The sequence below is a fragment of the Gordonia soli NBRC 108243 genome, assembly GCF_000334455.1.
GTDB classification, from domain to species: Bacteria; Actinomycetota; Actinomycetes; order Mycobacteriales; family Mycobacteriaceae; genus Gordonia; species Gordonia soli.
Genome location: NZ_BANX01000019.1, coordinates 105,182 through 125,386 on the forward strand (window position 1 = coordinate 105,182; position 20,205 = coordinate 125,386).

Below are 20,205 nucleotides of genomic sequence, written 5' to 3' on the forward strand. Positions count from 1 at the left end.
TCAGATCGTCGTACCTGCGGATCGCGCATCGTCGCAGGTCACCGCTTGTCGTGGCCGGGAGGCCGTCGGGAACTTTCGGTCCCCTCCTGTCGTTGAACCCAGTGAACGCACTCGATTCAGGAGGCCGAATGTCACGCTCGACAATTGCACGCCCGACCACGACCACTGGATTCGCCGACGATGACCCGTCGACCCGGGGCACCCGCCCCGCAATGACCGAGCAGGACCTCGACGCACAGTCGCCGGCCGCCGACCTCGTTCGTGTCTACCTGAACGGCATCGGCCGTACCGCTCTGTTGAATGCGGAGCAGGAGGTCGAGCTCGCCAAGCAGATCGAGACGGGCCTCTACGCCAAGCACGTTCTGGCCACCAAGAAGCGCCTGTCGGCGACCAAGAAGCGTGATCTCGCGCAGATCGTCCGGGAGGGCGAGCATGCGCGGGCACACCTGCTCGAGGCCAACCTGCGCCTGGTGGTGTCGCTGGCCAAGCGCTACACCGGACGCGGGATGCCGCTGCTGGACCTGATCCAGGAGGGCAACCTCGGCCTGATCCGCGCGATGGAGAAGTTCGACTACGCCAAGGGATTCAAGTTCTCCACCTACGCCACCTGGTGGATCCGTCAGGCCATCACCCGTGGCATGGCCGATCAGAGCCGCACCATCCGTCTTCCCGTCCACCTCGTCGAGCAGGTGAACAAGCTGGCGCGGATCAAGCGTGAACTGCACCAGCAGCTCGGACGCGAGGCCACCGACGACGAGTTGGCGAACGAGTCGGGTATCCCCGCCGAGAAGATCGCCGACCTCCTCGACCACAGCCGTGATCCGGTGAGCCTCGACATGCCGGTCGGCAGCGACGAAGAGGCCCCGCTCGGCGACTTCATCGAGGACGCCGAGGCGACCTCCGCGGAGAACGCCGTCATCGCCGGCCTGCTGCACACGGATGTCCGATCGGTGTTGTCGACTCTCGACGAGCGCGAGCAACAGGTCATCCGGATGCGCTACGGCCTCGACGACGGTCAGCCCCGCACCCTGGACCAGATCGGTCGCATGTTCGGTCTGTCGCGCGAGCGCGTCCGTCAGATCGAGCGCGAGGTCATGGGCAAGTTGCGTCAGGGCGATCGCGCCGAGCGTCTGCGCGCCTACGCGAGCTAGCGAATCCGGCCGGTGATGACACCGGCTGGACGAGAACACCGGACCCGGATGGTCATCGACCATCCGGGTCCGTTCTCTGTCTCATGCGGCCGCCGCGCTCTGCCCGATCGCCGTGGGGCCGATCGACACGGGGCCCGACCGCCGTCTGGAGACCGAGCGGCCTCAGCCCAGTCGCCGGGGCCCGGTGTCGGCACGGGTGGGGACCGGACCGACCCGGATCTCCGCCGTCAGCACGGCTGCGCCTTCCGGTGAGCACAGGATGGGATCGAGTGAGACATCGCGGACCTCGGGCAGGTCGTCGACAAGTGTCGAGATACGGACCAGCAGATCGGTCAGCGCGGCCTTGTCGACCGGCGCCTCACCGCGGTAGCCCGACAGCAGCGGCGCCGACCGTGGAGCGTCCACGAGTTCCTGCGCGTCCAGCTCGGACAGCGGGATCGCCCGGTAACCGTGGTCGCCGAGCATCTCGAAGGTCCGGCCCGACAACCCGAACGAGATCAGCGAGCCGAACGACGGATCATCGCTCACGCGGACCACGGTGCCGATCCCCTTCGGCGCCATCTTCTGCACGTGCAGTACGGCGTCGCCGGTCAGATCGCGCAGTTCCGCGAATGCCGTCACGACCGCCGTGGCGTCGGGCAGGTCCAACCGGGCGCCCTCGCGGTCCAGCCGACCACGCCACGCCTCCGATGTGGCCTTCACCGCGACCGGGAAACCGAGTCGTCCGGCCGCCGCGGATGCCTCGTGCATGGTGGTGACCTCCTCGAACGGCACCACCGGAATCCCGTACCAGGCCAGCAGCCGCGCCGAGTCCACCTGGTCGAGGACTCGACCACCATCCTGTTCACCTACTGCGTCCGAGGCGATCTCGGCACCGATGTCCGGGGTCGCGGGCGTCATCGCCTCACGGACGAACATCCGGGCCGATTCGGGATCGGTGTTCTCGGGACGATGGATCACCGACTCCGGGCGTTGCCGCCACCGTGCATACTGCCATGCTCGGGCCAGCGCAGCTGCCGCACGCTCAGGACTGCCGTACGAGGGAATGGATCCCGGTCCGGGAGCACCGTTCTCGCCCTGACGGGTCAGGGCGGGCAGGATTCCCTCGACCGCCAGGAAGGTGGTGACCACCGGCTTCGGGGTCCCCTCGCCCGCGGCCACCGCGGTCATCAACGCACGAGCGTGACCGTCCGCGTCCACCGCGACGGGCGGGACGAACACGACGACGACGCCGTCGACGCCATCGTCGGCCATCGCCGCTGCGACGGCATCGCCGAACTCCTGTTCCCCGGCCGCGGGCCCGAGGTCGAGTGAGTCGGTGACCTCGAGTCCGTTGCCGCGAGCCGTCGCCGCCGCGAGACTCCCGAGCACCGACGAGTTGCCGATGATGCGCGTGCGCGGGCCGCGCGGAAGCGGCTGGTAGGCGAGCACGGTCGCGCAGTCGAACAGCTCGGGGATCGTGTCCACCTGGATCACACCGGCCTGTTCGAGCACCATCTGGGCGATCTGGTCGTCCAGGCTGCCGGCAGCGGAGCGAGCGGCACGGACCGGCGTCATGGCGCCCTGACCGGATTTGACCGCCACGATCGGCTTGCTCCGTGACACCCGTCGGGCGATGCGGGAAAATTTCCGCGGATTACCGAAACTCTCCAGGTAGAGCAGGATCACGTCGGTCGCGGAGTCGGTGTCCCAGTACTGCAGCAGATCGTTGCCGGAGACGTCGGCACGGTTGCCCGCCGAGACGAAGGTCGACAGCCCCAGGCTGCGCCGGGCCGCGGTGTCGAGAATGGCGATGCCCAGCGCACCGGACTGGCAGAAGAACCCGACCCGCCCGGCCGCCGGGATCCGCGGTGCGAGAGTGGCGTTCAATGCAACGCCCGGATCGTTGTTGGCCACCCCGAGCGCGTTCGGCCCGACAAGACGCATCCCGTGCTCACGCACCTGGTCCACGAGCCGACGTTCGGTCTCCAGCCCGACCTCGCCGCGGTCGGCGAACCCGGCCGACACGACCACCAGGGTGCGCACACCTTTGACCAGACAGTCGTCGAGGACGTCGTCCACGATGGCGGCCGGGACCGCCACTACCGCCAGGTCGATCGGGTCCGGGATGTCACGGACCGTCCGGTAGGCCCGGATTCCGCGCACCGACGGAGGGCGTTCCGGATCACGTCGTGTCGTCCGCGCCGGTCCGTGATGCGCCCGGCGAGCCCCCGCACGTCCGTCCGCGGGTGTCCCGTCCGGACCGTCTCCCGCCCCGTCCGCGTCCTCGTCGGTGGCGGCACCGGCATGTCCGGGCCCGTTGACCGGGAACACCGGGCCCGTGAAGCCGCCGGCGATGATGTTGGCCAGCAATGCATTACCGACCTTGGTCGGGTCCGACGACGCGCCGATGACCGCCACCGACGAGGGCCGCAACAGATTTGCGACGCTCCGCGCCTCCGAGGCACGCTCGCGCGCGTTGCGCACCGACAGCAGCGCTTCGGTCGGGTCGATGAGGAACTCGACGTGCACCGTGCTGCCGTCGAAGCTGCGCGACAGTTGGTAGCCGGCGTCGCGGAAGACCCCGACCATCGTCGGGTTCTCGCTCAGCACCTCGGCCTCGAAACGCGTGAAGCCGTTCTCCGCCGCCGCACCGGCCAGGTGCTCCAACAGGATCGGGCCGAGGCCGCGTCCCTGATGTGCGTCGGCGACGACGAATGCCACCTCCGCGGACTCCGGCTTGCCGTCGAAGGCGAGACCCTCGTAGAGCCCGATGGCGATGACCTCACCCCCGAGGACCGCGACCAGCGCCACACGTTGCTGGTGGTCGACGGTCGTCATCCGCGCCACCTCGCGCGGCGGCAGCGTCGGGGTCGGACCGAAATACCGCAGGTATCGGGTGCGCTCGGACAGCTTGGAGTGGAAGTCCACGATCCGATCGGCGTCGTCGGGCACGATCGGACGCAGGTGGACGACTCCGCCGTCGGACGCGAGGACGTCGGCGATCCAGTGTCGCGGGTAGTCCCACGGCCCCCGGGGCGCCGGTCGGTCGACGACACCACCGGCGGCCGGCAGGTCACCCGCCCGGAGGGACTCGTCGATGCCCGGCCGGCTCTCGTCGAGGCCCGGGGTCGCGGCCGCGGCGCTCGTGGGTGTGTCGTCGTGTGATTCGCCGTCGGCGATCGTGGCGTCCTCAGTCACGGGGGTCCTCCGGGTCGAGTCCGTGCAGCGGGTACACCGCACGACGGGTGGCCAGGATCGCGCGGTCGGTCTGTTGCTGGGCGCGGTCGGTGATGCCGTCGGGTGCGGGCTGGCCGGTGTCTCCGTCCCAGGCGACGTAGTCGACGTCACCGCCGTCGCCCATCGTCCCGACCGGCGGATGTGAGTACTGGGAGTGGACCTGGCGGGTGATCTCGGTCGCCGCGTCCTGCCACTCCTCGTCGATCACCGACGTCACTTCGACGTCGCGGTCGAGGACCGCCGCGATCAGGTGCGTCCAGCTGCGCGGCACCACGTCGATGACGCCGTAACCACCACCGCCGACCGCGAGCCATCGCCCGTCGCAGTACTTGTCGGCGAGGTCGCGCAACGCGGTGATCGCGGCACGGTGGCCGTCGACGGTCAACGAGAGGTCGGTCAGCGGGTCGGCGCGATGGCTGTCGACCCCGCACTGGGTCACCAGGATCTGCGGCCGGAACTCCGCGACCAGCGAGGGCACCACGGCATGGAAGGCACGCAGCCACAAGCGGTCCCGGGTGTCGGGCATCAGTGCGACGTTGACCGCAGTGCCCTCCGCGGTCGCGTCCCCGATCTCGGTCGGCCAGCCGGTGCCGGGCCAGAGCGTGGCCGGGTGCTGGTGCAGCGACACCGTGAGCACCCGTGGGTCTGCGGCGAACTCGACCTGCACGCCATCGCCGTGGTGGGCGTCGATGTCGATGTAGGCGATCCGATCGAAACCATGCTCGAGGAGGTACCGGATCGCGATCGAGCAGTCGTTGTAGACGCAGAAACCCGCGGCGTGCGACCGCATGGCGTGGTGCATCCCACCGCCGATGTTGACCGCCCGTCGCACCGATCCCGAGGCGATCGCCTCGGCGGCCGCGACCGAGCCGCCGACGAGCAGCCGAGCTGCCTCGTGCATCCCGTCGAACACCGGGTTGTCGGTGCCGCCGAGCCCGAACAGACGCTCCAGGAGCGGTCCCGACAAGGCCGCGTTGCCCGACCCGACCGCGCGCACCGCATCGATGTACTCACGGTTGTGCACCACCATCAGGTCGGTGTCGGTGAGCGCCATCGGCGGCGTCGTCTCGACTCCCTCCAGCACACCCAGACTGCGCGCCAGCGACATCGTCAGTGCGAGTCGGACGGGATTCATCGGATGGGTGTGGGCCCAGCGATAGGACAGGAAGTCGTCACTCCAGATGACCGCTGCACTCATGCGGCACTCGTTCGCGTCACGGATCCAAGGCTAGTGGTTCGCGTGGGCACAGTGACCGATCTCGCAGGCGTCCGGACACGGCGGCGTGTGACCACGGCGATCCGTACGGCGCCCGCTGAGCTCGGTGATGTCGACGGTCGACACCGTGCACAGGCGGCCGAAAGACGCACCGACACCCCCGCAACCGGTGACATCGGGCGCAAGGCCAGGTCAGGTACCCTGTAGACAACGGAAGGGACTGCGCACAGTGAACGATCTTGTCGACACCACCGAGATGTATCTGCGTACGATCTACGACCTCGAAGAAGAGGGCATCGTGCCACTTCGGGCCCGCATCGCGGAGCGCCTGGAGCAGAGTGGACCCACCGTGTCCCAGACCGTGGCCCGCATGGAACGCGACGGGCTGGTGCACGTCGCCGGCGACCGTCACCTGGAGCTCACCGACAAGGGTCGGCAGCTCGCGATCGCAGTGATGCGCAAGCATCGTCTCGCCGAGCGCCTGCTGGTCGACGTGATCGGGATGCCGTGGGAACAGGTCCACGAAGAGGCGTGCCGCTGGGAGCACGTGATGAGCGAGAACGTCGAGCGTCGTCTGTTGACGGTGCTCGACAACCCCACCACGTCGCCGTACGGCAATCCGATTCCCGGACTCGACGTCCTGGGCGTGGAGCCGACTGCGGAGTCCGACGCGGCAACGCGTCTGTCGGACCTGCCGCAGGGCGATCCGGTCGCGGTGATCGTGCGCCGGCTCTCCGAGCACGCGCAGTCCGACGTGGAGCTCATCACCACCCTGCGAGACGCCGGCGTCGTGCCCAACGCGCGGGTCACGGTGACCAACAGCCCGCAGCGGGTCGTCATCAACACCCCGGGTCACGACGGTCTGGAGCTGTCGGAGGAGATGGCCCACTCGATCTTCGTCGACAAGGTCTGACCATCGCCGCGAGCTGACCGACCGCGGCGAGCTGTGCGTTCGCCACGGTCGACTCAGCCGGCGTCCCGCATGGTGATGGCGGGCAACTGGACTCCCAGTCGTGCGGCGACCTCGTACGAGTCGTCGACCATCGGCCACATCACCACGTCGGGATGCAATCCTGCGCGGAGTGCACGGTCGAGCAAGGTCGCCAACGTCCAGTGCGGGTCGGCCGTGAGTGCGCAATCCAGCGCGACACCCGCGTATGCTCCGTCACCGCCGACGTAGTGCAGATGCGCCAACAGTGTTGCTGCACTTGCACGTCCGCTCCCGCGGAGTCGTCGGGCCAGTTGCCGCCAGAGTTCTTCGACGGCTGCCCGGTGATCGGTGACCGACAGGGCGAGCAACCCGTCACGGACCTCGAGTGTGGTGATGGCTCGCTCGAGTGTCCGCACCGTCGCACAGTCCAGTGCCGATGACGGGGCGAGTACCTGATCGAACACGAATTGCAGCAACTCCCCCGACGGTCGGGGTGAATTCGATTGTTCCGCGACACCATCCGGGTCCGGATGGTGTCGGTTGTCGCAGTGTTCGGTCTCGGACAGCATCGCGACCATCTCGGAACGCTTCGCCAGGATGCGCCGGCCCGATGTGATCGCCTCGCGCATCGCGGTCGCCGACGTGTGCGGGTCCCGCACGAACCCGGCCTCGTCGACACCGGCGGGCATCACGATCGGCGGCGGGAAGCGGTCCAGGTCGTCGGTGGGATGCCAGATCGTCCGCCACGGACGCCCTTCGGTGAGGTCGTCGGCGAAGAAGGCCGCGTAGACACCGCCGCTCGCCGCCAGGTGCCGATCGGCGACCGCCGCTATCCGCCGGTATCGCGGGTCGTCGCCCGGGTACCGGTCGTCGACGATCACCAGGAGCACCGAGGTGGCCGCGTATCGGACGCAGATCTCACCGAGTTCGCGCAGCAGCACCGGCATCGATCGATGCGGTGCGCCCGCCGGGGTCAGGACCAGATCGTGGCGCATGGTCGCGCAGATCGAGTCGTCGGCGGCGAAGGCGATCAGGATGATCGACCGCTCCGGGATGAAGCCCAACAGGGCGGGTAGCGCGGTGAGCAGGGTGGTCGGATCGAACATGCCCTGGCGACGATCGGTGGTCATGCCGCGAATGATGTCCGGATGGCGTCACGATCGGGCGGCACCCGACGCCCGGAACGGGCATCTGTGCACAGGTCGGAATCTCTCCCCAGATCGTGCGCGGACGATGCCGGCGAGGTCAGCCGAACGCGGCCGACACCGACGCTGTGAAGAGGCGGTCGAGGGCGGCCCCGGCCTCCTCGGTCAGCGGCGCCGCTCCCTGGTGTCGCTCCTCGACGTACACCCGCACGTCGTCACGCTGGGCGATCAACAGGGTCACGGTCGTCACCAGCGGCGCCGCATCTCCCCCGGTCTGCAGACTCCGTCGGAGAGCGGTCGTCTCCACACCGTCGACCGTCGGCGGCGCGGGCGCCACCTCGGTCGACACCCTCGTCGTCGCCCCGCCACCAGCGCCGAGGGTCACGACGGGACAGCGTCGGGCCGTTGCGGTGAGGTCGGCGAGCGATTCGTCCGTGCCGACCACCGCACTGGTGAGTGTGCCTACCCCACCCGCTTGCGGCGAGGCGCCGACCAGCACCGTCGCGGACTCGGTGCGCATGGCCCCCGGCGTACAACCGGCCGGCGACACATCGCCCCGCAGCGGTCGGCCGGTGATGTCTGCCAGTGCATCCTTCACGGCCGGGGTGGGTACCCGCGTGGCAGGGCCGGACGGGAAGGAGGAAGCCGCGACGGCGCGGGCTGTGAGATCGGACTCATCACCGACCGGGTCTCCATTCACCGAGCACCCGGCCACCAGCAGTCCGACCACGAGCGCGGACGCAGCGACGCGTACACCTGCGGACACCGCACCGTGCCAGGGTAGATTCGCTCGCGGCAGCCATCGTTCGCCGGGAATCGGAGTGGATGCAGCCGGGGAGTTCACAACGGATCACTGTGCCATCGACCTCGCCGGATCCGGCGCTCCGACACCCCGCAGCTCATCTCGATCGACTGCCCGAACTCGCTGCCACGCCGTGGACGACCGTGCCCGCCGGGCGTCGGCGCCGCATATCGGGAATCGCGCGGCGGACCACGACGTTGGAACACCAGTAACCGCCCGGGCCCGTCGAGGTCCGGCGCCGCGATCGTAGGGACGGTCACGGCGGCGTACAGATCCACCAGACCACGGTGGCGACCGACAGGCCAGCCCCGAGGAGGACGCCGTATGAGCGATAATGGACACACCCACGACCAGGAGGACCCCATGGGCGAGCAGTCGGACGACAACAGCTCGTTGTACTCCCTCGAGTTCCCGGCACCGGCGGTGTCGGGCGACGAGGGCGACGGCCCCGTGCTGATCCATGCTCTCGAGGGATTCGCCGACGCCGGGCATGCAGTCGCGCTTGCGGCGGCACACCTGCGCGACAGCCTCGACTCCGAGTTGGTGGCGACCTTCTCCACCGACGAGTTGATCGACTACCGGTCCCGTCGCCCGACGATCACCTTCACGGGCCAGGAGTTCTCGGATGTCGAGATGCCTGCGCTGACCATGCATGCCGTCCGCGACACCGCCGGACGCCCGTTCCTGCTGCTGGCCGGGTCGGAGCCCGATCTGCGCTGGGAGCAGTTCGTGGAGGCGGTGCGCGGTCTCGCGGAGCGGTTCGGGGTCACCGATGTGATTGGCCTGAACGCCATCCCCATGGCTGTGCCGCACACTCGGCCGCCGTCGATCACCGCACACGGCAACGATTCCGACTCGCTCGGCGACCTCCCGCGCTGGGGGTCGGCGATGAAACTCCCCGCGAGCGCGTCGATGCTGCTCGAACTCCGGCTCAGCGAGCACGGTTACCGCGCCGCCGGGCTGTCGGTGCACGTGCCGCATTACCTCTCGCAGACCAACTACCCCGCGGCGTCGGCCCGACTGATCGATGCGGTCGCCGGGATCACCGGACTGCGCCTGCCGATCACCGCGCTCGACAGCGCAGCCGAGGACGTGCGCGCCCAGGTCGACACCGAGGTGACGGGCAACGCCGAGATCGAGTCGGTGGTCTCCGCGCTGGAGAACCAGTACGACAGCTTCCACGCGAGCCAGTCGGGGCGCGCGTCGCTGCTCGCGCCGGAAGAGGCCCTGCCCAGCGGCGAGGAACTCGGCGCCGAGCTCGAACGCTTCCTGGCCGAACAGGCACAGGGCGACAGCGGCTCCGCCGAGGACGGATTCTCGGGCGGCAGCGTCACCGATGGCCCGGACGACACGACTCCTGACACAGACGACTCGCGACCGGAGGACTGATCGAGACCGCCGACCAGACCTCATCGTCGACGCCGGTGCCCGTGACGGCACCGGCGTCGGTGCTGTCGCCGACCGCCGACGAGGACACGGCATTCGAGCAGTTCACCGACTGGTGGGAAGAGCGCGGCATCGCCCTCTACCCGCATCAGGAGGAAGCGCTGCTCGAACTCGTCTCCGGCGACAACGTCATCCTCGCGACGCCGACCGGCTCGGGGAAGTCGCTGGTCGCTGCAGGAGCGATCCACTTCGCCCGCGGTCGGGGACGCCGCGCGTATTACACCGCACCGATCAAGGCCCTCGTCAGCGAGAAGTTCTTCGATCTGTGCGGGATCTTCGGCGCCGAGAACGTCGGCCTGCTGACCGGCGACGCGGCCGTCAACACCGACGCACCGATCGTGTGTGCCACAGCGGAGATCGTCGCCAATCTGGCTCTGCGGGACGGCGCGGACAGCGACATCGGCACCCTGATCGCCGACGAGTTCCACTATTACGGTGAGTCCGATCGCGGGTGGGCGTGGCAAGTGCCGTTGGTCGAGTTACCGCACACCCAGTTCTTGCTGATGTCGGCGACGCTCGGCGACGTCTCGTTCTTCGTCGACGACCTGACCCGCCGCACCGGACACCGCACCACCGCCATCACCGGCACCGCCCGCCCGGTCCCGCTGGAACACACCTATGCGATCACCCCGATCCACGAGACGATCGAGCAGCTCATCGATCGCGGCCGTGCCCCGATCTACGTCGTCCACTTCACCCAGGCAGCGGCCGTGGAGCGTGCGCAGGCATTGCTCAGCGCACGCATCTGCGACAAGACCGAGAAGGCAACCATCGCCGAGGCGATCGGCGACTTCCGGTTCGCGACCGGATTCGGTTCCACACTCTCGAAGCTGTTGCGGGCCGGGATCGGTGTCCACCATGCCGGGATGCTCCCCCGCTACCGACGGCTCGTCGAGCGACTCGCCCAGCAGGGCCTGCTCAAGGTGGTCGCAGGCACCGACACCCTGGGGGTGGGGATCAACGTCCCGATCCGCACCGTGCTCTTCGCCGGTTTGAGCAAGTACGACGGTGTGCGTGTGCGCCGGCTCCGTGCCCGTGAGTTCCATCAGATCGCGGGACGTGCGGGCCGAGCCGGATTCGACAGCATCGGCTACGTCGTCGCCCAGGCACCCGAACACGACGTCGAGAACGCGCGCGCGGTCGCCAAGGCCGGTGACGACCCGAAGAAATTGCGAAAGTTGGTGCGCAAGAAGCCGCCCGAGGGGTTCGTGTCCTGGGGTGAGCAGACCTTCCACCAACTCGTCGACGCACCGGACGAGCAGCTCCGGTCGCACTTCCGGATGACCACCGCGATGTTGATGGAGGTACTCGACCGTCCCGGTGACTGTTTCGCCGCCGTTCGACATCTCCTGGAGGACAACCACGAACCCCGTTCGCGGCAGGTGCGCCAGATCCTGCACACCATCGCGCTGTACCGCGGTCTCCGCGACGCCGGCATCGTCATCCAGCTCGACGAGCCCGACGACACGGGCCGCAACATCGCACTGAGCGTCGACATGCCGGAGAACTTCGCGCTGACGAATCCGCTCTCGGAGTTCGCGCTCGCGGCGTTCGAACTCCTCGATCCCGACTACGCCACGTATGCACTCGACGTGGTGTCGGTCCTGGAGTCCACCCTCGAGGACCCGCGCCCCGTCCTGTTCGCCCAGCGCAGCGCCGCCCGCGACGCCGCGATCGCCGAGATGAAGGCCGACGGGATCGAATACGAGGAACGGATGGAGCGGCTCGAGGAGATCACCTGGCCGCGTCCGCTGCTGGACGAGATCGAGTTCGCCTTCGAGGTCTATCGGCGCGGTCACCCCTGGGTCGGCGGTCACCCGCCGAAGCCGAAGTCGGTGCTCCGCGAGATGCTGGAACGGTCGATGACGTTCACCGAACTGGTGTCGACCTACAAGATCGCCCGCAGCGAGGGCGTGGTGCTACGTTATCTGTCCGATTGCTATCGCGTTCTCCGACAAGGTCTTCCGACGACACTGATGACCGATGAGGTGATCGCGATCACCGAGCGGGTCGGCGCGATGGTCCGCGAGGTCGACTCCAGCCTCCTCGACGAGTGGGAAGCTCTCACCGAGGTCTCCTGACGGCAGTCCGGTCAGACGCTCTCGCGGCGCACCGCACCGGTCGCCTCGACCACATCCGTCAGAATCTCTGCGATCTGCCGGTAGGCATCCTGACGACCTGCCGACGCCCGATGCACGAGACCGATGTGCCGACCGGGCCGCGGCTGCCGGAAGTTCGCCACCCCGAGATCTCCTCCCGCGGTCTCCACCCCGACCGCAGTCCGCGGGATGAGGGTGACACCGAGCCCGCCCTCCACACACTGCACCGCCGTGGCCAAGGACGCTGCGCGGGTGTGCCCGATGTCGGGGCGGACCCCGGCGAGCCGGCAGACCTCCAGCGCCTGGTCGCGCAGGCAGTGCCCCTCGTCGAGCAGTAGGAGCGGGAGGTCGGCGAGCGATGCCGGGTCGACCCGACTCCGGCCGCTGAGCGGGTGGTCGCCGGGCAGCGCCAGCACGAAATCCTCGGCGTACATCGGGATGTCGACCATGCCGGGCATCTCCGAGGGCAGCGCGATGACGGCGACGTCGAGAGTGCCGTCGCGCAAGTGGTCGAGCAGTCGCGATGTCTGGTCCTCCACCACACGCAGGGTCAGTTCCGGCAGTCGATCGGCCAGGCCGCGGAGCACCGTCGGCAAGATGTAGGGCGCAACCGTCGGGATCATGCCCAATCGGATGGTGCCGGTCAGCGGATCGCCACCCTGCGACGCCGCCGCGACCAGCTCATCTACCGCGTCGAGCACCGCGATCGCGCGCGGCAGCAACGCCTCTCCCTCGGGGGTGACGAAGACCCGTCGGGTGGTGCGCTCCACGAGCCGCGTCCCCAACCCGGCTTCGAGAGCAGACAACGCCTGGGACAGCGACGGCTGACTCACACCGAGATCGCTTGCAGCCGCACCGAAGTGACGTTTGCGCGCGAGAGAGACGAATGCACGGAGGCCCGCTACCGACGGCTGATAACTTCTATCGGGCATGCCTATGAGTGTAGTGCTAATCATCACGTTTCGCTCTTGCTGATTCTCCGGCACCATTGAGGACATCGCGCGACTTGGACGGTTCCGCGCGAGACCCTCACATCCAGAACTCAAGGAGCGACACCACTCATGGCTCTGCTGACCATCGGCGACCAGTTCCCCGCATACAACCTGACCAGCGTCATCGGCGGCGATCTCTCGAAGGTCGACGCCCAGCAGCCCGACGACTACTTCACCCAGGTCTCCAGCGACGACCACCCGGGCAAGTGGCGGATCGTGTTCTTCTGGCCCAAGGACTTCACCTTCGTGTGCCCCACCGAGATCGCCGCGTTCGGAAAGCTCAACGACGAGTTCGCCGATCGTGACGCGCAGGTGCTCGGCGCCTCGGTGGACAACGAGTTCGTCCACTTCCAGTGGCGCGCACAGCACGAGGACCTCAAGACCCTCCCCTTCCCGATCCTGAGCGACCTCAAGCGCGAACTGGCCGCCGCCGCCGGCGTTCTCAACGCCGACGGTGTCGCCGACCGCGCCACCTTCATCGTCGACCCGAACAATGAGATCCAGTTCGTCTCCGTCACCGCGGGGTCGGTCGGCCGCAACGTCGACGAGGTCCTGCGTGTCCTCGACGCCCTGCAGTCCGACGAGCTGTGCGCGTGCAACTGGCGCAAGGGCGACCCCACCATCGACGCCGGCGAGCTGCTGACCGCGAGCGTCTGAGAGGAGACCTGATGAGCATCGACAACCTGAAAGACGCACTCCCCGAATACGCCAAGGACCTCAAGCTGAACCTGGGCTCGATCAGCCGCACCACCGCGCTCACCGAGGAGCAGCTCTGGGGCACCCTGCTGTCCACCGCAGCCGCCACCCGCAATGCCAAGGTGCTCAGCGAGATCGCCGACGAGGCCGCCGACATCTTGTCGGCGGAGGCCTACAACGCCGCGCTCGGGGCGACGTCGATCATGGGCATGAACAACGTGTTCTACCGCGGTCGTGGATTCCTCGGCGGCAAGTACGACGACCTGCGTCCGGGCCTGCGGATGAACATCATCGGCAACCCCGGTGTCGACAAGGCCCTGTTCGAGTTGTGGTCGTTCGCGGTCTCGTCGGTCAACGGCTGTGAGCACTGCGTCGGCGCACACGAGAACACCCTCCGCGAGGCGGGCATCGACCGCGAGGCCATCTTCGAGGCCCTCAAGGTCGCATCGATCGTCGCCGGTGTCGCACAGGCGATCGCCACCACCGAGGTGCTCACCACGGCCTGATGCGATCGGGTGACGAGCACATCGTCGGCTGATCAGCCGGTCAACTCAGCATTCCGCCCCGCCGGCCCGATTCGGGACCGCGCGGGGCGGAATCGTCTGTGTCGGCACGCCTGTGTCGGCACGTCTGTGTCGGCACGTCTGGGCCGGGGCCGTGGGTGCCGGACCCGTGGGCGCCGGCGTCGTCCCTGATGCGCCACTGCCGAACAGCGGCGGCGCACGGTGTCAGGACAATGCGGCGCGATATCGGTCGGCGAGCTCGTGGACCTGGTCGGTCGTCATCACGAAGGCGGGCGAGATCTGCAGTGCCCCCTGCCCGGCGGCGCGTCCGCTGACACCGTGTTGCCGCAGCCGACCGACCGTCGGGATCGCGTCGGCAGGGTCGGCGAGCTGCACCGCGGTGACCGCGCCGAGTCCGGTGCGGACCTCGGCGACGGAGTCGAGATCGGCGAGCGGCGCGAACGCCTCGGCCAGGTCTGTCTCGAGTCGGGCAGCCTCGGCCAGCAAGCCTTCCCGCTCGATGATGTCGAGGTTGGCCATCGCCGCCGCCGCTGCGCCGGCATGACCGCCGTAGGTGTACCCGTGCCGCCACCACACACCACCCGCGAAGAACGGCTCGGCGACCCGGGGTGCGATGAAGACCGCTCCCATCGGCACGTAGCCGGATGTCAGCCCCTTTGCGGTGGTCACGATGTCGGGCTCGAGATCGAATCGAGAGGACGCGAACCACGAATCACCGCCGATGCGCCCGAAGCCGGTGACGACCTCGTCGACGACGAACAGCACGTCGTGATCCCGGCAGATCTCGCGGACCTCGCGCAGGTAGCCCTCGGGCGGCAGATAGACCCCGCCCGCGCCGATGATCGGCTCCACGAAGAATGCGGCGACACGATCGGCTCCGACCCGCTCGATGAGTCCGAGGAGGCTCTTGGCGCTGTCCCACTCCACCGTCTCGGCGTCGGGGACGAACTCTCCGTACCCCTCCCGGTTGACCGGGATACCGGCCAGCGCGGTGCCCGCGACGTGCATGCCGTGATACGCCTTGCTACGTCCGACGACGATCGTCTTCTCCGGTCGACCCTGCTCGTGCCAGTACCGACGAGCCAGTTTGACCGCCGTGTCGATGGAGTCGCTGCCGCCGGAGGTGAAGAAGATCTTGCTGCCGGGCACAGGGGCGATCTCACCGAGCCGGTCCGCGAGGCGCGCGGTGATGTCGGAGGTGATGTCCCCGAACCCCGAATAGTGCGCGAGGGTCGACAACTGATCGGCGACGGCCTGGGCCACCTCGGTACGTCCGTGCCCGATGTTGGTGAACCAGAGTCCGGCGGTCGCGTCGAGGTATTCGGTCCCCTCCGCGTCCCAGATCTTCGCGCCCTCTCCGCGGCTGACCACGAAAGCGCCCTTGCTGCTGACCGAACCCATGTCGGCGAAGCCGTGCCACAACGAACCCGTCATGACGACGATTCTGCCGGTGCCCGTCGGTCGGTGCCGCACGGGGGCCACCTCGCGCCGCCCCATATCCTGGAAGGACCATGTCCGCACCTTCCACCGAGACCATCCGCGAACTCCGCGCCGCCCTCGACGACGTCAGCGTCATGGACGCGCACCGGCTACGTCGACGGCTCGACGAACTCGGCAGTGGGCGTTCTCGTCGCGGGAAGAAGCGCAGCTCAACCGCCGGTGGCGGCCAGGACAGAGGTCGGGACGACCTCGAGGCCGCACTGGCGCGAATGGAAACCGACATCACCGAAGCCCGCCGACGCGTCGACCGTCGGCGGGCTTCGGTACCGGTACTGACTTTCCCCGAGGACCTGCCCGTCTCGGCAGCGCGCGACGAGATCGCGGCCGCCATCGCCGACCATCAGGTCGTGGTGATCGCCGGCGAGACCGGTTCCGGCAAGACCACCCAGCTACCCAAGATCTGCCTCGAACTGGGCCGCGGGATCCGAGGCGCGATCGGACACACCCAACCGCGACGGATCGCGGCGAGTTCGGTCGCGCGACGCATCGCCGACGAGACCGGAACCGAGATCGGTGACGCCATCGGGTTCTCCGTCCGGTTCACCGACCGCGCAGGAGCCGACACCCTGGTCAAGGTGATGACCGACGGCATCCTGCTGCGCGAGATCACCAGCGATCCGCTGCTGCGCCGCTATGACACCCTCATCATCGACGAAGCCCACGAGCGCAGCCTCAACATCGACTTCATCCTCGGCTATCTCAGGCAGTTGCTCCCGAAGCGGCCCGATCTCAAGGTGATCGTCACGTCGGCGACCATCGAACCCGACCGGTTCGCCCGACATTTCAGCTCAGCGGACTCGTCGGTCCCCATCCTCGAGGTGTCCGGCCGGACGTACCCGGTCGAGGTGCGCTACCGACCACTCGTCGCGCCCTCCGACGACACCGAGCACACTGATCTCGACCAGATCCAGGGCATCGACGCCGCCATCACCGAGCTGTGGGCACACGACCGCGGCGACATCCTGGTGTTCTTGCCCACCGAACGCGACATCCGCGAGACTGCGGATGCACTGCAGCGCCGCACGTCGACCGGTGCCGAGATCGTGCCGCTGTATGCGCGGCTGTCCGTCGCCGACCAGCAGCGGGTGTTCGCGCCGTCGGACGGTCGGCGCATCGTGTTGGCCACCAACGTGGCCGAGACGTCGCTGACGGTGCCCGGCATCCGCTACGTCATCGACACCGGCACCGCCCGTATCTCCCGGTACTCGACGCGCACCAAAGTGACCCGGCTGCCCGTCGAACCGGTCAGTCAGGCGAGTGCACGTCAGCGCGCCGGCCGCTGCGGCCGCGTCGCACCCGGTATCTGCATCCGCCTCTACGGCGAGGACGACTTCGACGCCCGGCCCGGATTCACCGATCCCGAGATCCTCCGCACCAATCTCGCCGCGGTGATCCTGCAGATGGCCTCGCTACGCCTCGGCGACATCGCCGAGTTCCCGTTCGTGCAGCCGCCCGACGACCGTGCCATCCGGGACGGCATGGGAGTACTGACCGAACTCGGTGCGATCACCGCGACGCCCGCACGCGACGGATCACCGGTGCTGACCCCGGTCGGGCGCACCATGGCACGCCTGCCCGTGGATCCGCGACTCGCTCGGATGCTCACCGCCGCGCACGAATCCGGCTGCCTCGATCACCTGTTGGTCATCGCGGCCGCGCTCTCGGTCCCCGACGTCCGGGAGCGGCCGAGCGAACATCGGGAAGCTGCCGACGCCGCCCATCGGCGATTCGCGGTACCCGGTTCCGAGTTCCTCGGCCACCTCGCCCTGTGGGAGTACCTGAACGAACAGCGACAGCAATTGTCGGGCAACCAGTTCCGGCGCCAATGTGGCCGAGAGTTCCTGCACTACCTGCGTATTCGCGAGTGGCAGGATCTGCACCGTCAGCTCCGTCGCGTCGTCGCCGACCTCGACTGGTCGACGACCCCGACCGAGCGCGACCCGGACGCGATCCACCGGGCGATCCTCTCCGGACTGCTCGGCAACATCGCCGCTCGGCGTACCGACTCGCGCGAGTTCACCGGAGCGCGCAACACCACCGTCGTGGTCTTCCCTGGCTCCCCCCTGGCGAAGAAGCCACCGCCGTTCATCATGGCCGCGGAGCTCATCGAGACCTCGCGCTTGTTCGCGCACACCGTCGCGGGCATCGATCCGCTCTGGGCCGAGAAACTCGCCGGCGACCTCGTCAAACGGACCTACAGCGAACCGCACTGGTCGTCCAAGCGCGGTGCGGCGATGGCCTATGAACGGGTCACCCTCTACGGCGTCACCCTCGTGGCGAAGCGACGGATCACCTACGGTTCCATCGATCCGGAGACCTCGCGTGAACTGTTCATCCGCCACGCACTGGTGGAGGGCGACTGGACCACTTCGCATGCCTTCTTCGCGCGTAACCGGGACCTGCTCGACGAGGCACAGGACGTCGAACACCGTGCGCGCCGCCGCGATCTCACGATCAGCGAGGATCAGCTGTACGCGTTCTACGACGAGCGAGTCGGTGCCGAGGTGGTGTCGGCCCGACATTTCGACAGCTGGTGGAAGAAGGCCCGTCGGGAGCGACCAGACCTGCTCGACCTGCGCCGAGAGGACGTCCAGGCCGATGCCCCGGTGGCCGACACCGATTTCCCCGGCGCGTGGCGACAGGGCGAGACGACCGTGGACCTGGTGTACCGATTCGAGCCGGGTGCATCGGACGACGGCGTGTCCGTGCTCATCCCGGAACCGCTGCTGCCGCATGTGCGCACCGCGGGCTTCGACTGGTCGGTTCCGGGCCTACGGTCCGAGTTGGCGACCGAGCTGATCCGTACCCTGCCGAAGTCGATACGCAAGTCGCTGGCTCCCGCACAGCGGTTCGCCGACCTCGCACTCTCCCGGCTGAAGCCGCGTTCCGAGCCACTGGTCAGCGGACTCGCGCGAGAGCTGTCGGCCATCACCGGGATGACGATCACTCCCGACGACTTCTCGATCGCGCGCGTTCCCGACCACTTGCGGATGAACTTCGCGGTCGTCGACAGAAGCGGAGACGTCGTCTCCCGCAGCAAGTCACTGCGTGACCTGCAGAAGGCGGCCGGATCGGGTACTGCGCCACGGTCGCGACCTGTGCATCGCTCCTGGACCGACGACGGCATCGGCACTCTCGCGGAGTCGGTGACCCAGACCGTGTCCGGTCAACAGCTCACGCGCTTCCCCGCGCTGGAGCCGACCCGCGGTGCCGACGGCACGATCACCGGCGTCTCCCCCGTCCTGGCCTCGACGGCCGAGCACCGCGATCGGCTCGTCGCCGATGCAGTCGTGGCGCTTCTCGATCTCGGGCTGCCGCTCCTGGGCAAGAAGATCGTCGCGACGCTCGATCCGGCGAGCCAGATCGCGTTCAGCCAGAGCCCCTATGCCGACGCCGAGCGGCTCACCGCGGACTGCACGCGTCGAGCGGTACGGGACCTGTTGCCGTCGACCCGAGCAGCGTCGATCCGGACACCTCAGCAGTTCACCGCGCTCGTCGATGCGCTACGGCCTGAGGTAGCCACGGCAGCTCCCGACTACTTCGTCGCCGCAGTCGACGTACTGCGCCGTCTGGCACCTCTGCGCGCGGAAATCGATCGACACGCCGGCAGCGCCGCGGCCGACGACGTCGCCGAACAACTCGATCACCTGGTGTTCGACGGGTTCGTGCTCGCGACGCCCTATCGCCAGTTGACCGAGGTACCACGGTATCTGGAGGCGGCTGAGTCGCGATTGGAGCAACTGCCCGGATCCGCAGCGCGCGATCGTGACGGACTCGCAGCGGTCGACCGTGTCATCGCGCGCTGGGCACAGCGCATGGAGCAGCTACCCGAGTCGCGTCGCGATCAGTTCAACGAGCGCGCGCACTGGATGGTCGAGGAGTTGCGGGTCGGTCTGTTCGCGCAGCGACTCCGCACCGCATACCCGGTGTCGGAGAAGCGCGCCTTACGAGCCCTGGACCGAGGTCTCGACGGGCCTGTCTGAGGCGGCCGACTCATCGGTTGCCACCTCGGACCTGGGCGCGTCGCCCTGCAGATCGTCGATCTCGCGCTGAAAGTCCGCGAGCGAATCGAATGATCGATAGACCGACGCGAACCGCAGGTAGGCGACCTCATCCAGATCACGGAGCGGGCGCAGAATGGCCAACCCGACCTCATTGCTGGGGATCTCGGCCGAACCCGACGAGCGAACGGCATCCTCGACCTGCTGCGCCAACTGCGCGAGGGCATCTTCGGCGACCTGCCGTCCCTGGCAGGCCCGGCGAACACCGCGCATGACCTTCTCACGGCTGAACGGCTCGGTCACCCCGTTGCGCTTCACCACGGACAGGACAGCACTCTCGACGGTGGAGAACCGGCGCCCACAATCCGCGCACGAGCGGCGGCGGCGGATCGCCTGACCCTCGTCGGCGACACGCGAGTCGATGACCTTGGTGTCTTCGTTCTTGCAAAACGGGCAGCGCATGTAGTCCTCACGCACATCGCG

At 68.3% G+C, this 20,205-nt stretch carries 14 protein-coding genes; 7 read left to right on the forward strand and 7 right to left on the reverse strand.

Features of this window, described 5'->3' with window-relative positions; genetic code table 11:
• The first annotated feature begins 128 nt into the window (after positions 1-128).
• Positions 129-1,151, forward strand: coding sequence for a sigma-70 family RNA polymerase sigma factor (locus tag GS4_RS13650; RefSeq protein WP_007621463.1), 1,023 nt, complete (start codon positions 129-131; stop codon positions 1,149-1,151).
• A gap of 162 nt (positions 1,152-1,313) precedes the next feature.
• Here the strand turns inward: GS4_RS13650 and GS4_RS13655 are convergent, their stop codons facing one another.
• Together GS4_RS13655 and GS4_RS13660 are read right to left on the reverse strand one after the other, a co-directional pair.
• Positions 1,314-4,232, reverse strand: coding sequence for a bifunctional acetate--CoA ligase family protein/GNAT family N-acetyltransferase (locus GS4_RS13655; RefSeq protein ID WP_051989728.1), 2,919 nt, complete (start codon positions 4,230-4,232; stop codon positions 1,314-1,316).
• A gap of 91 nt (positions 4,233-4,323) precedes the next feature.
• Positions 4,324-5,568, reverse strand: coding sequence for an acetoin utilization protein AcuC (locus GS4_RS13660; RefSeq protein WP_007621467.1), 1,245 nt, complete (start codon positions 5,566-5,568; stop codon positions 4,324-4,326).
• A 247-nt stretch (positions 5,569-5,815) separates the two neighbouring features.
• On the opposite strand from GS4_RS13660, the gene GS4_RS13670 reads away from it, so the two are divergent.
• Positions 5,816-6,499 carry an iron-dependent transcriptional repressor DtxR gene (locus tag GS4_RS13670; protein WP_007621469.1) on the forward strand — a complete coding sequence of 228 codons (684 nt, stop codon included), beginning with the start codon at positions 5,816-5,818 and terminating at the stop codon, positions 6,497-6,499.
• A 53-nt stretch (positions 6,500-6,552) separates the two neighbouring features.
• Here the strand turns inward: GS4_RS13670 and GS4_RS13675 are convergent, their stop codons facing one another.
• Together GS4_RS13675 and GS4_RS13680 are read right to left on the reverse strand one after the other, a co-directional pair.
• Positions 6,553-7,647, reverse strand: coding sequence for a DUF4192 domain-containing protein (locus GS4_RS13675; protein ID WP_007621471.1), 1,095 nt, complete (start codon positions 7,645-7,647; stop codon positions 6,553-6,555).
• Positions 7,648-7,762: 115 nt separating this feature from the next.
• Positions 7,763-8,428 (reverse strand): hypothetical protein, encoded by a 666-nt coding sequence (locus GS4_RS13680; RefSeq protein ID WP_040510524.1) that lies wholly within the window; start codon positions 8,426-8,428, stop codon positions 7,763-7,765.
• Between the two features lie 399 nt (positions 8,429-8,827).
• Here GS4_RS13680 and GS4_RS13690 point away from each other — a divergent pair, with 399 nt between their 5' ends.
• Both GS4_RS13690 and GS4_RS13695 read left to right on the forward strand, forming a co-directional pair.
• Complete coding sequence (locus GS4_RS13690) at positions 8,828-9,853, forward strand: PAC2 family protein (RefSeq protein ID WP_051989725.1); 1,026 nt, start codon at positions 8,828-8,830, stop codon at positions 9,851-9,853.
• A gap of 41 nt (positions 9,854-9,894) precedes the next feature.
• A complete protein-coding gene (locus GS4_RS13695; RefSeq protein WP_007621475.1) occupies positions 9,895-11,991 on the forward strand; it encodes a DEAD/DEAH box helicase in 2,097 nt (698 codons plus the stop codon).
• Positions 11,992-12,002: 11 nt separating this feature from the next.
• Here GS4_RS13695 and GS4_RS13700 read toward each other — a convergent pair whose 3' ends face one another.
• Entirely contained in the window at positions 12,003-12,965 is a 963-nt protein-coding gene (locus GS4_RS13700; RefSeq protein ID WP_007621476.1) for a hydrogen peroxide-inducible genes activator, read from the reverse strand.
• Positions 12,966-13,070: 105 nt separating this feature from the next.
• Between GS4_RS13700 and GS4_RS13705 the strand changes: the two genes are divergently transcribed.
• Together GS4_RS13705 and GS4_RS13710 are read left to right on the forward strand one after the other, a co-directional pair.
• Positions 13,071-13,658 (forward strand): peroxiredoxin, encoded by a 588-nt coding sequence (locus tag GS4_RS13705; RefSeq protein WP_007621477.1) that lies wholly within the window; start codon positions 13,071-13,073, stop codon positions 13,656-13,658.
• A gap of 11 nt (positions 13,659-13,669) precedes the next feature.
• Positions 13,670-14,203: an alkyl hydroperoxide reductase gene (locus GS4_RS13710; RefSeq protein ID WP_007621478.1), complete on the forward strand. Its 534-nt coding sequence runs from the start codon at positions 13,670-13,672 to the stop codon at positions 14,201-14,203.
• A gap of 222 nt (positions 14,204-14,425) precedes the next feature.
• On the opposite strand, the gene GS4_RS13715 is transcribed toward GS4_RS13710, so the two are convergent.
• Positions 14,426-15,655, reverse strand: a complete 1,230-nt coding sequence (locus tag GS4_RS13715) for an aminotransferase family protein (RefSeq protein WP_007621479.1) — start codon at positions 15,653-15,655, stop codon at positions 14,426-14,428.
• 77 nt (positions 15,656-15,732) lie between these two features.
• On the opposite strand from GS4_RS13715, the gene hrpA reads away from it, so the two are divergent.
• Entirely contained in the window at positions 15,733-19,704 is a 3,972-nt protein-coding gene (hrpA, locus tag GS4_RS13720) for an ATP-dependent RNA helicase HrpA (RefSeq protein WP_007621480.1), read from the forward strand.
• Here the strand turns inward: hrpA and nrdR are convergent.
• Positions 19,666-20,184 (reverse strand): transcriptional regulator NrdR, encoded by a 519-nt coding sequence (gene nrdR / locus GS4_RS13725; RefSeq protein ID WP_217997684.1) that lies wholly within the window; start codon positions 20,182-20,184, stop codon positions 19,666-19,668. The two genes, hrpA and nrdR, sit on opposite strands and share 39 nt — an antisense overlap.
• Between the last annotated feature and the right edge of the window lie 21 nt (positions 20,185-20,205).

What these genes read in the sequence shown, in the direction of transcription:
- GS4_RS13710 (WP_007621478.1), top strand. Translation starts at nt 13,670, where the DNA reads ATGAGCATCGACAACCTGAAAGACGCACTCCCCGAATACGCCAAGGAC.
- nrdR (WP_217997684.1), bottom strand. Translation starts at nt 20,184, where the DNA reads ATGCGCTGCCCGTTTTGCAAGAACGAAGACACCAAGGTCATCGACTCG.
- GS4_RS13690 (WP_051989725.1), top strand. Translation starts at nt 8,828, where the DNA reads ATGGGCGAGCAGTCGGACGACAACAGCTCGTTGTACTCCCTCGAGTTC.
- GS4_RS13700 (WP_007621476.1), bottom strand. Translation starts at nt 12,965, where the DNA reads ATGATTAGCACTACACTCATAGGCATGCCCGATAGAAGTTATCAGCCG.
- GS4_RS13650 (WP_007621463.1), top strand. Translation starts at nt 129, where the DNA reads ATGTCACGCTCGACAATTGCACGCCCGACCACGACCACTGGATTCGCC.
- GS4_RS13715 (WP_007621479.1), bottom strand. Translation starts at nt 15,655, where the DNA reads ATGACGGGTTCGTTGTGGCACGGCTTCGCCGACATGGGTTCGGTCAGC.
- hrpA (WP_007621480.1), top strand. Translation starts at nt 15,733, where the DNA reads ATGTCCGCACCTTCCACCGAGACCATCCGCGAACTCCGCGCCGCCCTC.
- GS4_RS13705 (WP_007621477.1), top strand. Translation starts at nt 13,071, where the DNA reads ATGGCTCTGCTGACCATCGGCGACCAGTTCCCCGCATACAACCTGACC.
- GS4_RS13675 (WP_007621471.1), bottom strand. Translation starts at nt 7,647, where the DNA reads ATGACCACCGATCGTCGCCAGGGCATGTTCGATCCGACCACCCTGCTC.
- GS4_RS13660 (WP_007621467.1), bottom strand. Translation starts at nt 5,568, where the DNA reads ATGAGTGCAGCGGTCATCTGGAGTGACGACTTCCTGTCCTATCGCTGG.